At 54.5% G+C, this 14,495-nt stretch carries 9 protein-coding genes; 3 read left to right on the forward strand and 6 right to left on the reverse strand.

Features of this window, described 5'->3' with window-relative positions:
* Nucleotides 1-184 precede the first annotated feature (184 nt).
* The 4 genes from CYPRO_RS07715 to CYPRO_RS07730 form a co-directional block, all read right to left on the reverse strand.
* Entirely contained in the window at nt 185-547 is a 363-nt protein-coding gene (locus tag CYPRO_RS07715; RefSeq protein WP_164682638.1) for a high-potential iron-sulfur protein, read from the reverse strand.
* 192 nt (nt 548-739) lie between these two features.
* The gene (locus CYPRO_RS07720) at nt 740-1,111 is read right to left on the reverse strand and encodes a hypothetical protein (RefSeq protein ID WP_114984066.1); all 372 of its coding nucleotides are present in this window, start codon (nt 1,109-1,111) and stop codon (nt 740-742) included.
* 102 nt (nt 1,112-1,213) lie between these two features.
* Complete coding sequence (locus tag CYPRO_RS07725) at nt 1,214-2,887, reverse strand: M28 family peptidase (protein ID WP_114984067.1); 1,674 nt, start codon at nt 2,885-2,887, stop codon at nt 1,214-1,216.
* A 56-nt stretch (nt 2,888-2,943) separates the two neighbouring features.
* A complete protein-coding gene (locus tag CYPRO_RS07730) occupies nt 2,944-4,164 on the reverse strand; it encodes an alanine dehydrogenase (RefSeq protein ID WP_114984068.1) in 1,221 nt (406 codons plus the stop codon).
* 134 nt (nt 4,165-4,298) lie between these two features.
* Here CYPRO_RS07730 and rsmA point away from each other — a divergent pair, with 134 nt between their 5' ends.
* Both rsmA and CYPRO_RS07740 read left to right on the forward strand, forming a co-directional pair.
* Complete coding sequence (gene rsmA, locus CYPRO_RS07735; protein ID WP_114984069.1) at nt 4,299-5,066, forward strand: 16S rRNA (adenine(1518)-N(6)/adenine(1519)-N(6))-dimethyltransferase RsmA; 768 nt, start codon at nt 4,299-4,301, stop codon at nt 5,064-5,066.
* On the forward strand, nt 5,063-7,549 hold the full coding sequence (locus tag CYPRO_RS07740) for a hypothetical protein (RefSeq protein ID WP_114984070.1): 2,487 nt from the start codon (nt 5,063-5,065) through the stop codon (nt 7,547-7,549). The genes rsmA and CYPRO_RS07740 overlap by 4 nt, the downstream gene beginning before the upstream one ends.
* An 844-nt stretch (nt 7,550-8,393) precedes the next feature.
* Here CYPRO_RS07740 and CYPRO_RS07745 read toward each other — a convergent pair.
* Both CYPRO_RS07745 and uvrA read right to left on the reverse strand, forming a co-directional pair.
* A complete protein-coding gene (locus CYPRO_RS07745) occupies nt 8,394-9,665 on the reverse strand; it encodes a DUF418 domain-containing protein (RefSeq protein ID WP_114984071.1) in 1,272 nt (423 codons plus the stop codon).
* A gap of 112 nt (nt 9,666-9,777) precedes the next feature.
* Nucleotides 9,778-12,636 (reverse strand): excinuclease ABC subunit UvrA, encoded by a 2,859-nt coding sequence (gene uvrA / locus CYPRO_RS07750; protein ID WP_114984072.1) that lies wholly within the window; start codon nt 12,634-12,636, stop codon nt 9,778-9,780.
* 307 nt (nt 12,637-12,943) lie between these two features.
* Here uvrA and CYPRO_RS07755 point away from each other — a divergent pair, with 307 nt between their 5' ends.
* On the forward strand, nt 12,944-14,350 hold the full coding sequence (locus tag CYPRO_RS07755) for a 3-deoxy-7-phosphoheptulonate synthase class II (RefSeq protein WP_114985733.1): 1,407 nt from the start codon (nt 12,944-12,946) through the stop codon (nt 14,348-14,350).
* Nucleotides 14,351-14,495 lie beyond the last annotated feature (145 nt).

Raw genomic sequence — 14,495 nt, forward strand, 5'->3', positions numbered from 1 at the left:
AAGCAGCAGGAGCGTTTTTTATGATTTCCACCCGCTTACGCTATCCTTGTCTTCGCTTCTATATATTGCCTGAACAGTTATTGTCGCCAGAATGGTCTGTCCGTACACTGATGGCTTTCAGGCATAAAAAAAGCACCCATCGTAGTGATGCGTGCTTTTTTTTATGTTGTAGTAGTATCGCGGATTAACCGGCTACCCAAGCTGAGCACCAGCCAGCTGGATTTACAGGACCTGCCATAATGGCACAGCCGCCGCATGGGCTGCCGGCTTCGGGCTCGATCCAAAGCGCGCAGTTGTCACAGCGCTGTTCCGGAATTTCGGTTTGTCCAATATAATTAAGCGCGTCGCGACCTGCGATTTCAGAATCTGTAAGACCTTCAGTACCGCATGGATCGGCAGATGCCTCACCGGCTGAATCCATTGTAGGGGCGGGTGCGTCATCACCACCGCCACATGCTTTAAGCAGGGTTGTAGCACCAAGTGCACTGATGCCAAAAAGTGAAACTTTTTTGAAAAAGTCTTTTCTGTTAATACTGTCGTTGTTCATAGACTTGCTGATTGGTTTTTGGATGGTTGAATAATGTGGCTGTAACATAAGACAACTAACCTAATAAACAGCCTTCAAATTCGAGAAAGGCATAATTTGGAAGTAGTTTAAATAAATTTCAGGCATCCTAATTTAGGTATGCAGTGGGTTCGGGTATTTCTTAAAAAGCCCGGAAAACAATCGCAGCTTATCTTACCAGCGCAGAAAATAACTCAGGGCCAGCAGTACGCAGGCCAGAAGTACGAGACTAATCCGGAAGCGGGTGCGGAACATGATGGGATGAAACATGAAGCCGATACTCATGGGGTAGCCTGCCAGCCATTCGTAGTAGTGATGCCGGTGCAGACCCCCGAGCGCCATGGTAACATGCCCGTGCAGCACCGTCATCATAAAAGGAAGGGCGAAAACAAAAGCGCCGACATAGGCAATGGCGGCAGAAATCCCCGTCCAGGTTGCGACCAGGTAGTAGGGCCAGGCAAAAAGCACAATCATGGGAAGGGTTAGGCTCCAGTTGATGAAGCATATTCTGCGGTAATTCTTTTCGGAAAGCTCAGAGTATCGCATGGCGTTCGGTTGAAAGGGTGACGCACAAGTTACCAATAAAAAAGCAGACTGCACGTAGCCGCACAGTCTGCCGTATAATGGAAGCGGGGGAAGCGTTTTGCCTTAGCGCCCGGCTGCCTCGAGTGCCTGCATGCGGGCAGCTTCAAACTCATCGCCCGGCACCCAGCTTTGCATTTGGGGATCGTTGGCGATCCGATAGGCTACGTTGAACAGCAGGCGCAGATCGTCTTCTGCCCCTTTGAAAGTCATCACATTTTCGATGGTGTCGTGTACGGTATGGTAGATGTGCCGCAGATGTGGTATAACGACATCCTGATGGAAGTTCTCATCATGGATGTAATCTACACCCGGATTCGGGAAAAGTGCGGGGATACCTACGCGGGCAAAGGAGAAGTGATCAGAGCGGTAGTAAAAACCCTGACCCGGGTCCTGATCGGGCACAACATAGCGCCCCATTTTTTCGGCTTCTTCAATCATGATATCATCCATTGAAGTGCGGCCTTTGCCGACAATTACAACGTCGTGTGTTTGGCCGAAACCGTTGATCATATCAATATTGATGTTGGCCGTAATCTTGCCAACCGGCACCGGGGAGTTCAGCGCGAGATAGCGGGACCCCAGCAAGCCGGACTCTTCAGCGCCAACCGCGGCAAACATCAGACTGCGCTTAACATTCGGCTGAATAGAAGCAAAAGCGCGTGCCATTTCAATCATGCCGCTTGTGCCGCTCGCATTATCCATGGCGCCGTTGTACACGGAATCACCGTCCACAGCTAAGCCGGTGCCCAGATGATCATGGTGGGCGGAGAACACGAGATGCTCATCACGCAGTCTTCTGTCGCTGCCTGGCAGCACTCCGACTACGTTTTGGAACTCGAGTTCGGAATAGGTTGCGGTAAGGTCGATGTCGAGTTTAACGCCTTCCAGCACAACGGGATGAAAGTCAGGGCTTTCCGCTTCATCAAGAAGGGCGTCGATATCCAAGCCGGCTTCCTGAAAAATACGCTCAGCGGCGTAAAACTGAATCCATGCATTGAGTTCCGTTTCTGAGTCTTCCTGCATTTCATCGGCCAGCGCAAAACGTTCGCGGCTCCATCCGCCGGAAACAACGTTCCAGCCGTAGCCGGCTGTTGGCAGGGTGTGAATGATGATGGCTCCCAGTGCGCCCAGCTCTTCAGCTATTTCATATTTGTAGCTCCAGCGCCCGTAGTACAGGCGGGTGTTACCGGCAAAGCGGTCCGGATGTGTGCTCGGGTCACTGTTTTTGAACACCAGTATTTTGCCGCTAACATCCATGCCTTTGTAGTCGTCCCAGTCTTCTTCCGGGGCAATGATTCCATAGCCGACGTACACCAGCTCGGCGTCGCGGATGTTCACTTCCCGCTGACCCGCTGCCGGCCAGGCCATCATATCGGTGAAGTAGTCAAATTCATGCAGGGTCCGGCTGCCGTTGTGGAAGCGCATGACAGAGCCGGGGGCCGTTTGCTGCCCTACGGCCGGCACCCGCTGTACAAAGCTACCGTCGGGCATGCCGCCCACAAGGCCGATTTCCTCAAATTCGCGAATGATGTAGTCCACGGTCATTTGTTCGCCTTCGGTACCCGGCGCCCTGCCCATGGTTGAGTCGTGTGCCAGGGCTTCAACGTGCCGCATGATGCCTTCTTCGGTAATGATGCTGCGGGCGGCTTCCAGATCAGGTTCCTGCGGACTGCAGGCCAGCGCCAGGAATCCGGCCGCAAAAAAGAAAAGAGTAAGGCTAACTTTCAGAGTTTTCATGTATGGATAAGTAATGAGATGTTGTTTGAGAGAAGGTTTCGGTGATTTTGGGAAGGTCAGATACGGCTCGCAATCAGCATTTCGATATCACGAAAAGGGATGTCGAAAAAGCGGGACAGTGATTTTTTGGTGAGATTCTTTTTATACACATAGGTACCGCTTCGAAGGCTGTGATTCGACCAAAGCGCGGCAGCAAAACCACCTTCATCACCGATTTCAAGCAAAAAGGGCACGACCACATTGTTGAGCGCGTAGGTTGATGTACGGGCTACACCTGACGGAATATTAGGCACACAATAATGAATGACGTCGTGCTTCTGAAATACCGGCGACGTATGCCGTGTCGGACGGCTTGTTGCCACACAGCCGCCCTGATCAATAACCGTATCCACAATTACGCTGCCGGGCTTCATTGATTCGACCATTTGTTCGGTAACCATACACGGGGCCCGATGGCCTTCAACCATGGCCGCACCGATAATCACATCAGCGGCACGGGTAGCCGAGCTCAGATACTGATGGTTGGCCATCATGGTGATAATCCGGCGGTTGAGCGCATTCTCGAGATGACGCAACCGGCTCAGGTCGTTATCCATCACATACACCTGCGCGCCGTAGCCCAGGGCTGTGCGGGCTGCATATTCTGCAATGGTTCCTGCGCCCAAAATCACAACCGTTGCCGGCGGAATGCCCGAAATCCCTCCAAGCATAACGCCCTGCCCGTTGGCATAACTTTCCAGATAATGCGCGGCAATCTGCACCGACATGGAGCCGGTAATCTCGTGCAGCATGCGCACAATGGGGAATGAGCCATCCGTGAGCTGCATGAACTCGAAGCCCACCCCGGTTATGCCTTTCTGAATCAGCGTTTGAAAAAAAAGCTTGTCCGCATTGCCCAGGTGAATGGCCGACAGCACAATCTGCCCGCTTTCGATATGCTCAAGCTCATCCGGTACGGGCGGCGCAACTTTGACAATCATTTCACACCGCCTGAAAACTTCGCGGGCGGTATCGCAGACCGCTGCGCCCGCTTCCGAATACTCCGTATCAGAAAAATTGGCGCCCTCACCGGCGCCCCGCTCTATAAAAACCTCGTGACCGTTTGCGATCAGCACAGATACGCCGCCGGGCGTCACGCTTACCCGGTTTTCATCATTCGACCGCTCTTTCGGGAAACCGATTTTCAGGCTTATCCCCCCGTTCTCTTTCTTGAGCGTTTTTTCAAGCGTCTCAAGTCCAAGACGCTGGGTAAATTCATCCGGATTTAAAATTTCCATGTATTAAACGCTATATTGACCGGCTGTGAGCTGCACAGCGCGTTAGACAAAAAAAGTGGACAGCCATCGGCAAAAGTCCATTTTTTAAAATACCTCAATCCCATCCCTTAAACAAAGATAATCCGCACAGCCCCATGAACCTGCGACCCAAAAAGAGCCTCGGACAGCATTTTTTACGTGATCAGAATATCCTTCGCAAAATTGCGCTTTCGGCGGGCATTCAGAAAGGGGACCGGGTAATCGAAATCGGGCCCGGCGAAGGCGCGCTCACTGAGTACCTTCTGAGCGTGAGCGATGATGTGTGTGCGGTTGAAGTTGACCCGAGAGCGGTCGAACTCCTCCGCCTGAAATTTCTCGGTTTAGACGTTCGCCATGCCGACTTTCTTTCGGTCGAGTTGGATGCTTTGCTTGAAGCGGGCAGGCAGCATGTCATCATCGGAAACATCCCTTACAACATCACAAGCCCGATTTTGTTTAAGGTGATGGATGCAGGACCTGTATTCCGGCGCGCCGTGTTTCTCATGCAGAAAGAAGTAGCCGAGCGTTTGGTTGCGCGTCCGGGCAGCAAAGCTTATGGTATCCTGAGCGTGCAGGCGCAGCTGTTGGGAACCGTTGCATATCTCTTTGATGTATCGCGGCACGTCTTTTTTCCCAAACCAAAGGTTGAGAGCGGGGTAATTACGTTCACGCCGCGGGAAAGTCCGCTCGAAGTCCCGACCGATCAGCTCAAAACCGTGGTACGTATGGCCTTCAATCAGCGGCGCAAAAAAATGTCGAACAGCCTCAAATCGCTGATTGCGGAACATAAACCTGACGGGGTGAGTTTTGACCTTAATCTCAGGCCCGATCAGCTGACCCCGCCGGAGTTTATCACCCTCACGCAAGCTATTTTTGAACCATGAATACCTTCCCGCCAAACATCACCGCTGCGCTAAGGTGCACACTCTTTCTTGTGTTTTTTTTCGGGATGATGGCTGCCAGCCCTCATGACGTTCGGGCGCAGCAACCGGCACTGTCAGATCCGATCGATGTTATACAGGCTTTTGCGCAGCACCATCAGGATCTGCCGCGGGAACAGGCTTTCATCCTCACCGATCGGGAGCGCTATTTTTGGGGCAACCGAATCTGGTTTTCGGCTTTCGTGACAGCTGGGGCCGATAATTTGTTCTCCGGTATCAGTCGACTCCTGTATGTCGAACTCTATGATGATACCGGCAGCCGAATCGACCGCACCTATGTTCGCCTTGAAAACGGCTCGGGGCATGGCAGCCTCACTTTTGGCGAAACGCAGCCCCGAAGCGGCACTTTCACTCTTACTGCATACACGAGCTGGATGCTCAATTTTGAAGAAAACCTGATGTTCCGAAAACCGCTGCAGGTGACCGAGCTGGGGAAGCTTGTCCGGCCCGCTGAACCCGATACGGAAGACATCAGCCTTGCATTTTTCCCTGAAAGCGGTCAGTTGCTGGCCGGCGTAACGTCTGAAGTTGTTGTTAAGGCAAGTCTGCCCGACGGGCGTGCCGCAGCCGTTTCCGGTGAAATCCGAACGGCTTCGGGCGAAAGGGTCGCAACTTTTGAAACAGACGCGACCGGTCTTGGCGCATTCCGGATCAGCCCGGAAGCGGGGCAGCGACTGGAAGCGGTCATCCCGCAAAACCCCCAGCCTTACGAGCTTGCCGGGGTGCAGCAAACCGGAGTAAGGCTGAACGTTCAGCAAGATCACGACAACGGACAGTTTGTGCTGCATGTACAGAAAAGCGGGGGAAAAGCAGGTCAGGTGACCGTTTTCGGACACCACAGGGGACGGATTTATTACCTCAGCGAAATGGAGCTGTCAGAGAGCGGAAGCGGCATGGGTTGGGCTGCGATGGAACTGTTCCCGCCGGGTGCAGTGGAATTCATTGTGCTGGATGAGCGCGGAGACCTTATCGCCCGACGGCCGGTACTCATGCTGAATGATGTCCGTCCGCTGCGACTTTCAGCCGAAATCTCAGCCCCGGTTTTTGGACCCCGTGAACAGGTCCGGTTGCGCCTTAACCTCAGAAATGAAACCGGCATGGCCGTACAAGGCATGGCGACGGTAAGCGTAAGCGCCCAGGAATTTTCAGCCGCAACACCTACGCAGGACGGCTTCCCTGCAAGCCGTCTGAAGCAGCGGTTGCTTGCCGATCACCTTCTTGGCTTCAGCGAACCAGCCCTTTTACTCCCGCGCTTTCTGGAAAACGACATGCTGACACATGCTGACTGGCTCATCCAAACCGCGCCGCCGCAGGACTTCGCCTGGGAGCTTATTTCGAATCCGGAAAAGCTGGCGAATATCCGGCTGCCCGAGAACGGCTTTTCTGTATCGGGAACCATTCGCACCGGATTCCGTGGCCGTCCGGTTGATGAAGCCAACGTCATTTTTGCTATGGGTCCGAATGATGAAGACCTCTTTGTAATCGATACCAATGAAGACGGGCGCTTCCTGATGTCGGACATCGATATTATGGGATCATCCCAAATCAGTATTCGTGCAACCGACCGGCGGGGCAGGAGTAATGTTCGGATTGGCCTGGATGAACAGTTTGATTTTTTGCCCGATTTTGAAGTGAAGGCGCCGCAGCCCTTTGTGGCAGTCAGTACTGATGAGCAGGAATCGGCGGAGCGCATTGCAAGTCAGGTACAGCAAACCCGGTTGCTTGAAGAACAACATATCATGGCCGCCATGCAGCTCGATCTCGAAGCCGTAACGGTCACGGCTGAGCGCGAAGATGTGCAGGAAAACCTGCGCCGGCTTGCAGACGGTGATGTGGGCGGAACCGTGCTGCGGGTGAGTGACAGGCCCGAGCTGCAAAGCCTGACCATCTTTGATTTACTCATGCGCCTGCCCGGGGTTCAGGTTTCCGGCAACAGCATACGGGTACGCACCGGTGCAATTCAGAACCAGCCGCCGATACTGTTAATTGATGGCGCAGCTATAGAAGAAGAACTCATTGCCTCTGTCTCGGCTTCTGATGTGGACAATATCTCAGTGCTTCGCCGACCGGATCAGCTTGCCCGCTTTGGCGCGCAGGGGGCGACAGGCGTCATTTCCATCCGAACGATCAGGGGGGAGGGACTGCCGGGACGCAGCCTGCCGGTCGTAACTGCTTTCCTGAAAGGATTCGATGAGCCCCCGCCTTTCTTCTCACCCAACTACACCGGCGTACTCCCGCAGCTCACGGACGAAACCGAAGACAACCGCCTGACGCTGCACTGGCAACCCAACTTTGTCATCCGGCCCGAAGGCCGCGAAATCCTGTTCTGGACGGGCGACCGCCCCGGCACCTACTGCGCAACCATCGAAGGCCTCTCAACCGACGGCCGCGCTTTCAGCGAGCACCTCTGTTTTGATGTAGAATGATCAAGCGGCAGCCGGATTGTTGGGGATAAATTTTTTTGTGACAGGTCTGCGGCTGACGGCGGATGATGCCGACGTATGCAGATTTGGCTTTTCCTGCCCCCCTTTGTTTTGAACAAGATTTTTAGGATTGCGGGATGGACAGGATTTTGAAAATAACCTCACAAACCAGTTCAAACCACGTTCTCGTGCCTGAACCGTACTTGAACCCGTACCTACCCCAACGCCAACTCGAACGCGTCATCCCGGAAATGCTGCAATTCGGCGTTTTTTAACCATCACGAAAAGAGGTGCAGCATTATCCGGGATCTGCCAAGCCTGAACTATCGCAATGCAATAGCTGGCCTGGGAAGCCGGAACCACAAAGCCCCCAGTCGCCATTGGAGGCCCAGTTACCGGCATGGTCGCAGGCCGAAGCTGGTAGATCCCGGATAACGCCGTTGAGCTATGGCATTGATAATAATGCACCTAAGTGGGTGTTTTCGGGATGACGCCGTGGGGCTTCGATGGGCTTTTGAGGCAAAGCGTATCTTTGGGGCTTTGATTGTGGCGTTGCCATGCCCCGGTGTTCGGGATGACGCGTTTTTTGCATTTTTTGGGGTGACGAGCGGTCGTTCACCGTCCGCTCTCCGTCTTCCCCGGCCCGCGGTCTCCGGTCCGCGGTCCGCGGTCTGCCGTCCCAAAAAAGCAACGCATTCATCTTTGATTTGGGATCTCACAATCTGTCACGAAAGACCGTGATGTTCTCTGAGTTTCCCCCAAAAATAAAAAAGCATGTTTTGGCAATGTTGCCGGGGGTAGGGGTTTTTGTGCGACCTGCGACTTGCAGTACCTGGTCGTCGCCCGGCTATTTCAGGTAGGTGCCTTTGCGCCAGAGCCATTCGAGCGGACCCATTTTGCGGGTTTTGAAGTAATAGTTGCTGTACACGATCTGCACGGCGAAGATGGCGAGAGCGAGCGGAATGGTACCAAGCGGGCTCAGGCTTCCGTAGAAACCGAGGCCGTAGCCGAGGAAAATGGTGGTGCAGATCACGGACTGCAGGATGTAGTTGGTGAGGGCCATGCGTCCGACAGGGGCGGCGAGGTGCAGCTGTCTGCCGAAGGCGCTTTCGCCGGATTCGTGCTTTTCGAGCAGGCGGAGGATGTAGCCCACGTAGGCCATGGTGAGGGCGGGGGTGCCAATCAGGAAGCTGATGAGCTGAATGAGTACCCAGCTGTTCATGCCGACGGCGTCGGCTTGCAGGCCGGACCAGGCGTAAAGCCCTGAAAAAATGAGGCCTGCAATGAGGTTGCGCTGCCGGGTTGGGATGAACCATTCGCGGAGCTGTTTGGGGTTTTGGAGCAGGCCCTGTCCTTTGCGGGCGACGAGCAGGCCGAAGATGAAGACCGAGAAAATCCACGCGTAGCCTGCCGGAGAAAACAGCATGCCGAACCAGGCAAAGTGCAGCTCTTCCTGGCGGTAGGCCATCATCTCGCGGAAGCTGCCTTCGAGATAGACGATATAGCCGCGATCCATCTGTTCCTGAAACTCCGCCCGTTGCTGCGCGAATGCGGCTTCGATTTCTGCGGCGGCTTCGGGCATGCTCATCCCCCAGGCAACGAGCGCAACGAGTGCGGCATTGATGAATACCAGGAGACCCAGCGCGATGCCGATCCAGATTTTGAGGGTTTTGTCGGTGCGCTTCATGAAAAGGAGGAGCAACAGGCCGATGACTGCGTAGGGCAGGAGGATGTCGCCGGACCACAGAAAGTGTCCGTGTGCCAGACCAATGAGGAGAAGGATGCCCATGCGGCGGCTGAAGACAATGCCCGGACTTAGCCCTTTTTCGCGCAGCCGCTCCGTGAAGATGTAGAAGCCCAGCCCGAAGAGGAAGGAGAAGAGGGTAATGAATTTGCCTTCAAAAAACAACCGGATGAAGAAGGCTGCAGCGTCCTGAAGCGGGCCGCCGGGGATTAGTCCCTCCGCCGCGTACTGAAACATGGGGTGAGAAAACAGCGCGAGGTTCACGACAAGAATGCCAAAAAGGGCAATCCCCCGCAAAATGTCGAGGTCAGCGATGCGGGCTACGGGTTTGACTGGCGCAGCGGTTTCTGCGGTCTGCGATGATATGGGCGACATGGTGTATGCTGAATAATGTTCGGAAAAGGCAGTGCGTATAAGTCGTTGAAAATACGTATTGCCTTGTTCAGATTCCCCTTTATTTACTCAGCATATCATGTGCCGCAGGCAGTTAGGATGTAACCGCTTTTTTGAGGGACGCTGCGTGCCTTTCAAGCTCTTCCCTGAGAAAGCGACCGGTGACGCTTTCGTCATTTTGGGCGACTTCTTCCGGCGTGCCCTGAGCAATAATCTGCCCGCCGGCCCGTCCGCCTTCCGGACCCATATCAATAAGGTGATCCGCCGCTTTGATGAGGTCGAGGTTGTGCTCAATCACGAGCACGGTGTTGCCCTTATCGACCAGCATTTGAATGACATCGACCAGCATGCGCACATCTTCGAAGTGCAGGCCGGTTGTGGGTTCATCCATCACATAAAGGGTGTTGCCGGTTCCGATTTTGGAGAGTTCGCGCGCGAGTTTGATGCGCTGCGCTTCGCCCCCGCTGAGGGTTGTACTCGGCTGACCAATGGTGAGGTAGCCGAGGCCGACGGCGTTCAGGGTTTCGAGTATGCGTTTGATGCGGGGCATGGCATCGAAGAAGTCCACGGCTTCGCTCACCGGCATGTTCAGCACGTCGTTGATATTCTTGCCTTTGTAGTAAATCTCGAGGGTTTCGCGGTTATAGCGCTTGCCGTTGCAGGCCTCGCATTTCACATACACATCGGGCAGGAAATTCATCTCGATTTTCTTGAGGCCGTCCCCGCCGCAGGCTTCGCAGCGTCCGCCCTTTACATTGAACGAGAACCGGCCCTGATCATAGCCGCGGATGCGCGACTCGGCCAGTTCAGCGAAGAGCGAGCGGATGGCGTCAAAAACTTTGGTGTAGGTGCCGGGATTGGAGCGGGGCGTGCGCCCGATCGGACTCTGATCGATGGAGATGATTTTGTCGATGTTGTCGATACCGATGACTTCATCGTAAGGCAGGGCGGCTTGTTTGGCGCGGTAGAAGTGATTGGAAAGCACCGGAACCAGCGTTTGGTTGATGAGCGAGCTTTTTCCGCTGCCGCTCACGCCGGTTGCCGCGATGAAGGTGCCGAGGGGAAGCTCCAGATCCACGCGCTTGAGGTTGTGTCCGCGCGCACCCCGCACCGATAGGGTTTTGCCGTTGCCTTTGCGGCGCTTCGGACGGATTTCCACGAGCTTGTCATAGCGCAGATAGGCGGAGGTCATGGTTTCGGGAGCCAGTTCTTCGGGCCGGCCTTTGGTGACGATTTCACCGCCGTAGGTGCCTGCGCCCGGACCCATGTCGATCACGAAATCGGCATGCTCGATGGTTTCGCGGTCGTGCTCCACAACGAGCACGCTGTTGCCGAGATCACGCAGGGTTTTAAGGGAGTTGATGAGCTTGATGTTGTCGCGCTGATGCAGGCCGATGCTTGGCTCGTCCAGAATGTAGAGCACCCCGACAAGCTGCGTGCCGATCTGCGTCGCAAGCCGGATGCGCTGTGCTTCGCCCCCGCTGAGGGTCTGCGCTTCGCGGTCGAGGGTGAGGTAGTTCAGCCCTACGTTTAACAGAAAATCGAGACGGTCGCGGATTTCTTTGATAACCTGCGAGCCGATCAGCCGCTGCCGGTCGGTGAGTTCAAGCCGGTCGATGGTGTACCGCAGCTCTGCGATGTCGAGTTGCACGAGGTCGGCGATGGTATGCTCGCCCAATTTGTAAGAGAGCGCTTCTTTGTTGAGACGTCCGCCCCCGCAGGCAGCGCATTTCACCTTATTCATGAAAGCTTCGGCTTTCTTTTTTTGGCCTTTGGTGCTGCCTTCACTGAAGGATTCGCGCACCATAGCCGCAAGGCCTTCAAACTTTTGCTTGTAGAAGACGTCGCCGTCGCCAAAGTTGTACTTCACTTTGTAAGTCTTATTCCCGCTGCCATAGAAAAGCACGTTCAGTACCGGAGCCGGAATTTCACTGAAAGGGGTGTCAAGACCGAAGCCGGCTTCTTCGAGCACCGCTTCGATTTGTTTGAAGGCGAAGTTGGTTTTGGGCGTCCCGAGAAAGCGGATGGCGCCCTGATTCACTGAAAGGGAGTGATTGGGTATGACGAGATCGGGATCGACATCGTAGTCGTAGCCGAGACCGTCGCAGGTCGGGCAGGCGCCGTAGGGGGAGTTGAAGGAAAACAGGTTGGGCGCCGGATCTTCGTAGGCAAGGCCGCTTTCGGCGTCGAAGAGCTTCATCGAATAGAGCTGGTCTCGGGCGGATTCGCCCCCGCTTTCAGGGATGTGCAAAATCACGTTGCCGTCGGCCATTTGCAGCGCGGTTTCGACAGACTGCGCGATGCGAGTGCGGCTGTTTTCGGTCACGACAAAGCGGTCGATGACCACATCTATATTATGCGTCTTGTAGCGGTCGAGCTTCATGTCCGGCGCGAGTTCCAGAAACTTCCCGTTCACCCGCACGCGGATGTAGCCCTGTTTCAGGGTTTGCTCGAAGAGCTCGCGGTAATGCCCTTTGCGGCCGCGCACGACCGGCGCAAGGCAGTAGGCCTTCGTTTTTTCGGGCAGCTGCATGATGGTATCCACAACCTGATCGGTGGTTTGCTTCTGCATTTTGTTGCCGCTCAGGTAGGAGTAGGGGATGCCGACCCGGGCGTAGAGCAGGCGCAGGTAGTCGTAAATCTCAGTTACGGTGCCGACCGTTGAGCGCGGATTCCGGTTGGTCGTTTTCTGATCGATGGAAATCACCGGGGAAAGCCCGTCGATGAAATCCACATCAGGACGCTCCATCATCCCTAAAAACTGCCGCGCGTAGGCCGAGAGCGACTCCATGAAGCGGCGCTGCCCTTCGGCATAGATGGTGTCGAAAGCGAGAGAAGACTTTCCCGAACCGGAAAGTCCGGTAATGACGACGAGCTGTTCGCGGGGAATGTCGATGTCGATTTTTTTCAGGTTATGCTCGCGGGCGCCGCGTACGATAATGGACGAATACAAAATGTGTTTTTTTGGGATGGGTTTGGGATTGCACCGAAAGGCTTTTCGATAAACTAGGCTGAGCCACAATAGCTTCAGGTTCTGCAAAAGACCAATCCCAAAGATAAGGTTTCCTGCATTAACATAGTTCCGCTTTCCCCTGCGGTTACGGTTACCGCGCTAAATCATGCAGCATGAATTAAGAGAAGTAATTACGCCCCGAAAACCTTATTTTAGCGCCCTTTATACTAAGACCTGCCGTCTTTAAACAAGCTTTTTACTGATACTCAATTTTCTGCCTGACTTATAGGACGTACATTTTTTGCTCATGCATTCAACCGATACACATCAAAAAAAGGCTGCACCAGCAGCTGCAGCACCAACAACGGACTGGAACCCCCTAAGCTGGAAAAACTTCCCGATACGTCAGCTGCCGGATTATCCCGATCAGCAGGCGCTGGAAGAAGCCTTTCAGCAGCTCAAACAGCTGCCGCCATTGGTTAACTCCTGGGAAATCGACGCCCTGAAGGGCAAGCTTGCCAAAGCTTCCCGGGGTGAAATGTTTTTGTTGCAGGGCGGCGATTGTGCCGAAACCTTCGATCACTGCAACGACGCGCATATTGTGAAGCTTCTCAAAGTATTGTTGCAAATGAGCTTCATTATGGTGCACGAAATGAATATTCCGGTGATCCGGCTGGGGCGGATGGCCGGGCAGTACGCCAAGCCGCGATCCAAACCAACCGAGCGCGTTGATGATGTGGAGTACCCGATCTACCGCGGTGATGTGGTAAATGCTTTCGAAGTCGATACCGAACTGCGCAAGCCATCCCCGCAGCGCCTTGTGGAAGCCTACCATAAATCTGGCCTGACGCTCAATTTTGTGCGCTCGCTCACCGAAGGCAGCGGCTTCGCGGATCTGCACCATCCGGAGTATTGGGAGCTGAATTTCATGAAGAAGAACAAGTTTTATGATGAGTACGCCAAAATGGTGAACTCCATCACCAGCGCGATTCGCTTCATGGAAGGCATTTTACCAGCTGAGCTCGTGAACCTGCGTCAGGTCGAAATGTTCACAAGTCACGAAGCCCTGAACCTGTACTACGACGCCGCACAGACCCGCCGCTCGCCGCACAAGGATGGCTGGTACAACATGAGCACGCACCTGCCGTGGATTGGCAACCGCACCCGCGATCCCAAAGAAGCGCATGTGGAGTATTTCCGGGGTATCAAAAATCCGGTTGGCATTAAAGTCGGCCCGCCCTACGATCTCGATGAAATTGCGGATTTGGTCCAAATGCTGAATCCTTCAAATGAAGAAGGAAAAATTACCCTCATCACCCGTTTTGGCCGCAAAACGGTAGAGACCGAGCTGCCCAAGCTGATTGATAAAATTGAGCGCAAAGGCCTGAATGTGCTTTGGAGCGCCGACCCCATGCACGGCAATACCTTTGCAACCGACAGCGGAATCAAGACGCGGGCTTTTGATGACATCATCGAAGAAATTCGGAAGAGCTTCGCGATTCACCGGGAGATGGGCACCATTCTCGGCGGGGTGCACCTTGAGATGACGGGGGAAGACGTCACGGAGTGTGTCGGCGGCGCCAACGGCCTCAGCGCACAGGGCCTGAGCACCAACTATCAGAGCTATTGCGACCCGCGCCTCAACTATGAGCAGAGTCTGGAGCTGGCCTTCATGATTTCACGAGAGTGGAAGGCAGGCCAGAAGAAAAAGTAGGCAGCAGTAGCAGCACCAGCAGTAAAGCAGTTTTTGTCAGGCCGCGGCTGACCTTTCGTCACCGCGGCCTGACGTGTATTCAGGGGGGCTGAAAAGCTTGCAGACGCGCGCTGACAAGCCGTAAGCGGGATAAAATCAAATTGTC

The sequence above is a fragment of the Cyclonatronum proteinivorum genome, from assembly GCF_003353065.1.
In the GTDB taxonomy this organism is placed as follows: Bacteria; Bacteroidota; Rhodothermia; order Balneolales; family Cyclonatronaceae; genus Cyclonatronum; species Cyclonatronum proteinivorum.

Excerpts from the sequence above, each read along its gene's own strand:
- CYPRO_RS07715 (WP_164682638.1), bottom strand. The coding sequence starts at position 547 with ATGAACAACGACAGTATTAACAGAAAAGACTTTTTCAAAAAAGTTTCA.
- CYPRO_RS07755 (WP_114985733.1), top strand. The coding sequence starts at position 12,944 with ATGCATTCAACCGATACACATCAAAAAAAGGCTGCACCAGCAGCTGCA.
- CYPRO_RS07725 (WP_114984067.1), bottom strand. The coding sequence starts at position 2,887 with ATGAAAACTCTGAAAGTTAGCCTTACTCTTTTCTTTTTTGCGGCCGGA.
- CYPRO_RS07745 (WP_114984071.1), bottom strand. The coding sequence starts at position 9,665 with ATGTCGCCCATATCATCGCAGACCGCAGAAACCGCTGCGCCAGTCAAA.
- rsmA (WP_114984069.1), top strand. The coding sequence starts at position 4,299 with ATGAACCTGCGACCCAAAAAGAGCCTCGGACAGCATTTTTTACGTGAT.
- CYPRO_RS07740 (WP_114984070.1), top strand. The coding sequence starts at position 5,063 with ATGAATACCTTCCCGCCAAACATCACCGCTGCGCTAAGGTGCACACTC.
- CYPRO_RS07720 (WP_114984066.1), bottom strand. The coding sequence starts at position 1,111 with ATGCGATACTCTGAGCTTTCCGAAAAGAATTACCGCAGAATATGCTTC.
- CYPRO_RS07730 (WP_114984068.1), bottom strand. The coding sequence starts at position 4,164 with ATGGAAATTTTAAATCCGGATGAATTTACCCAGCGTCTTGGACTTGAG.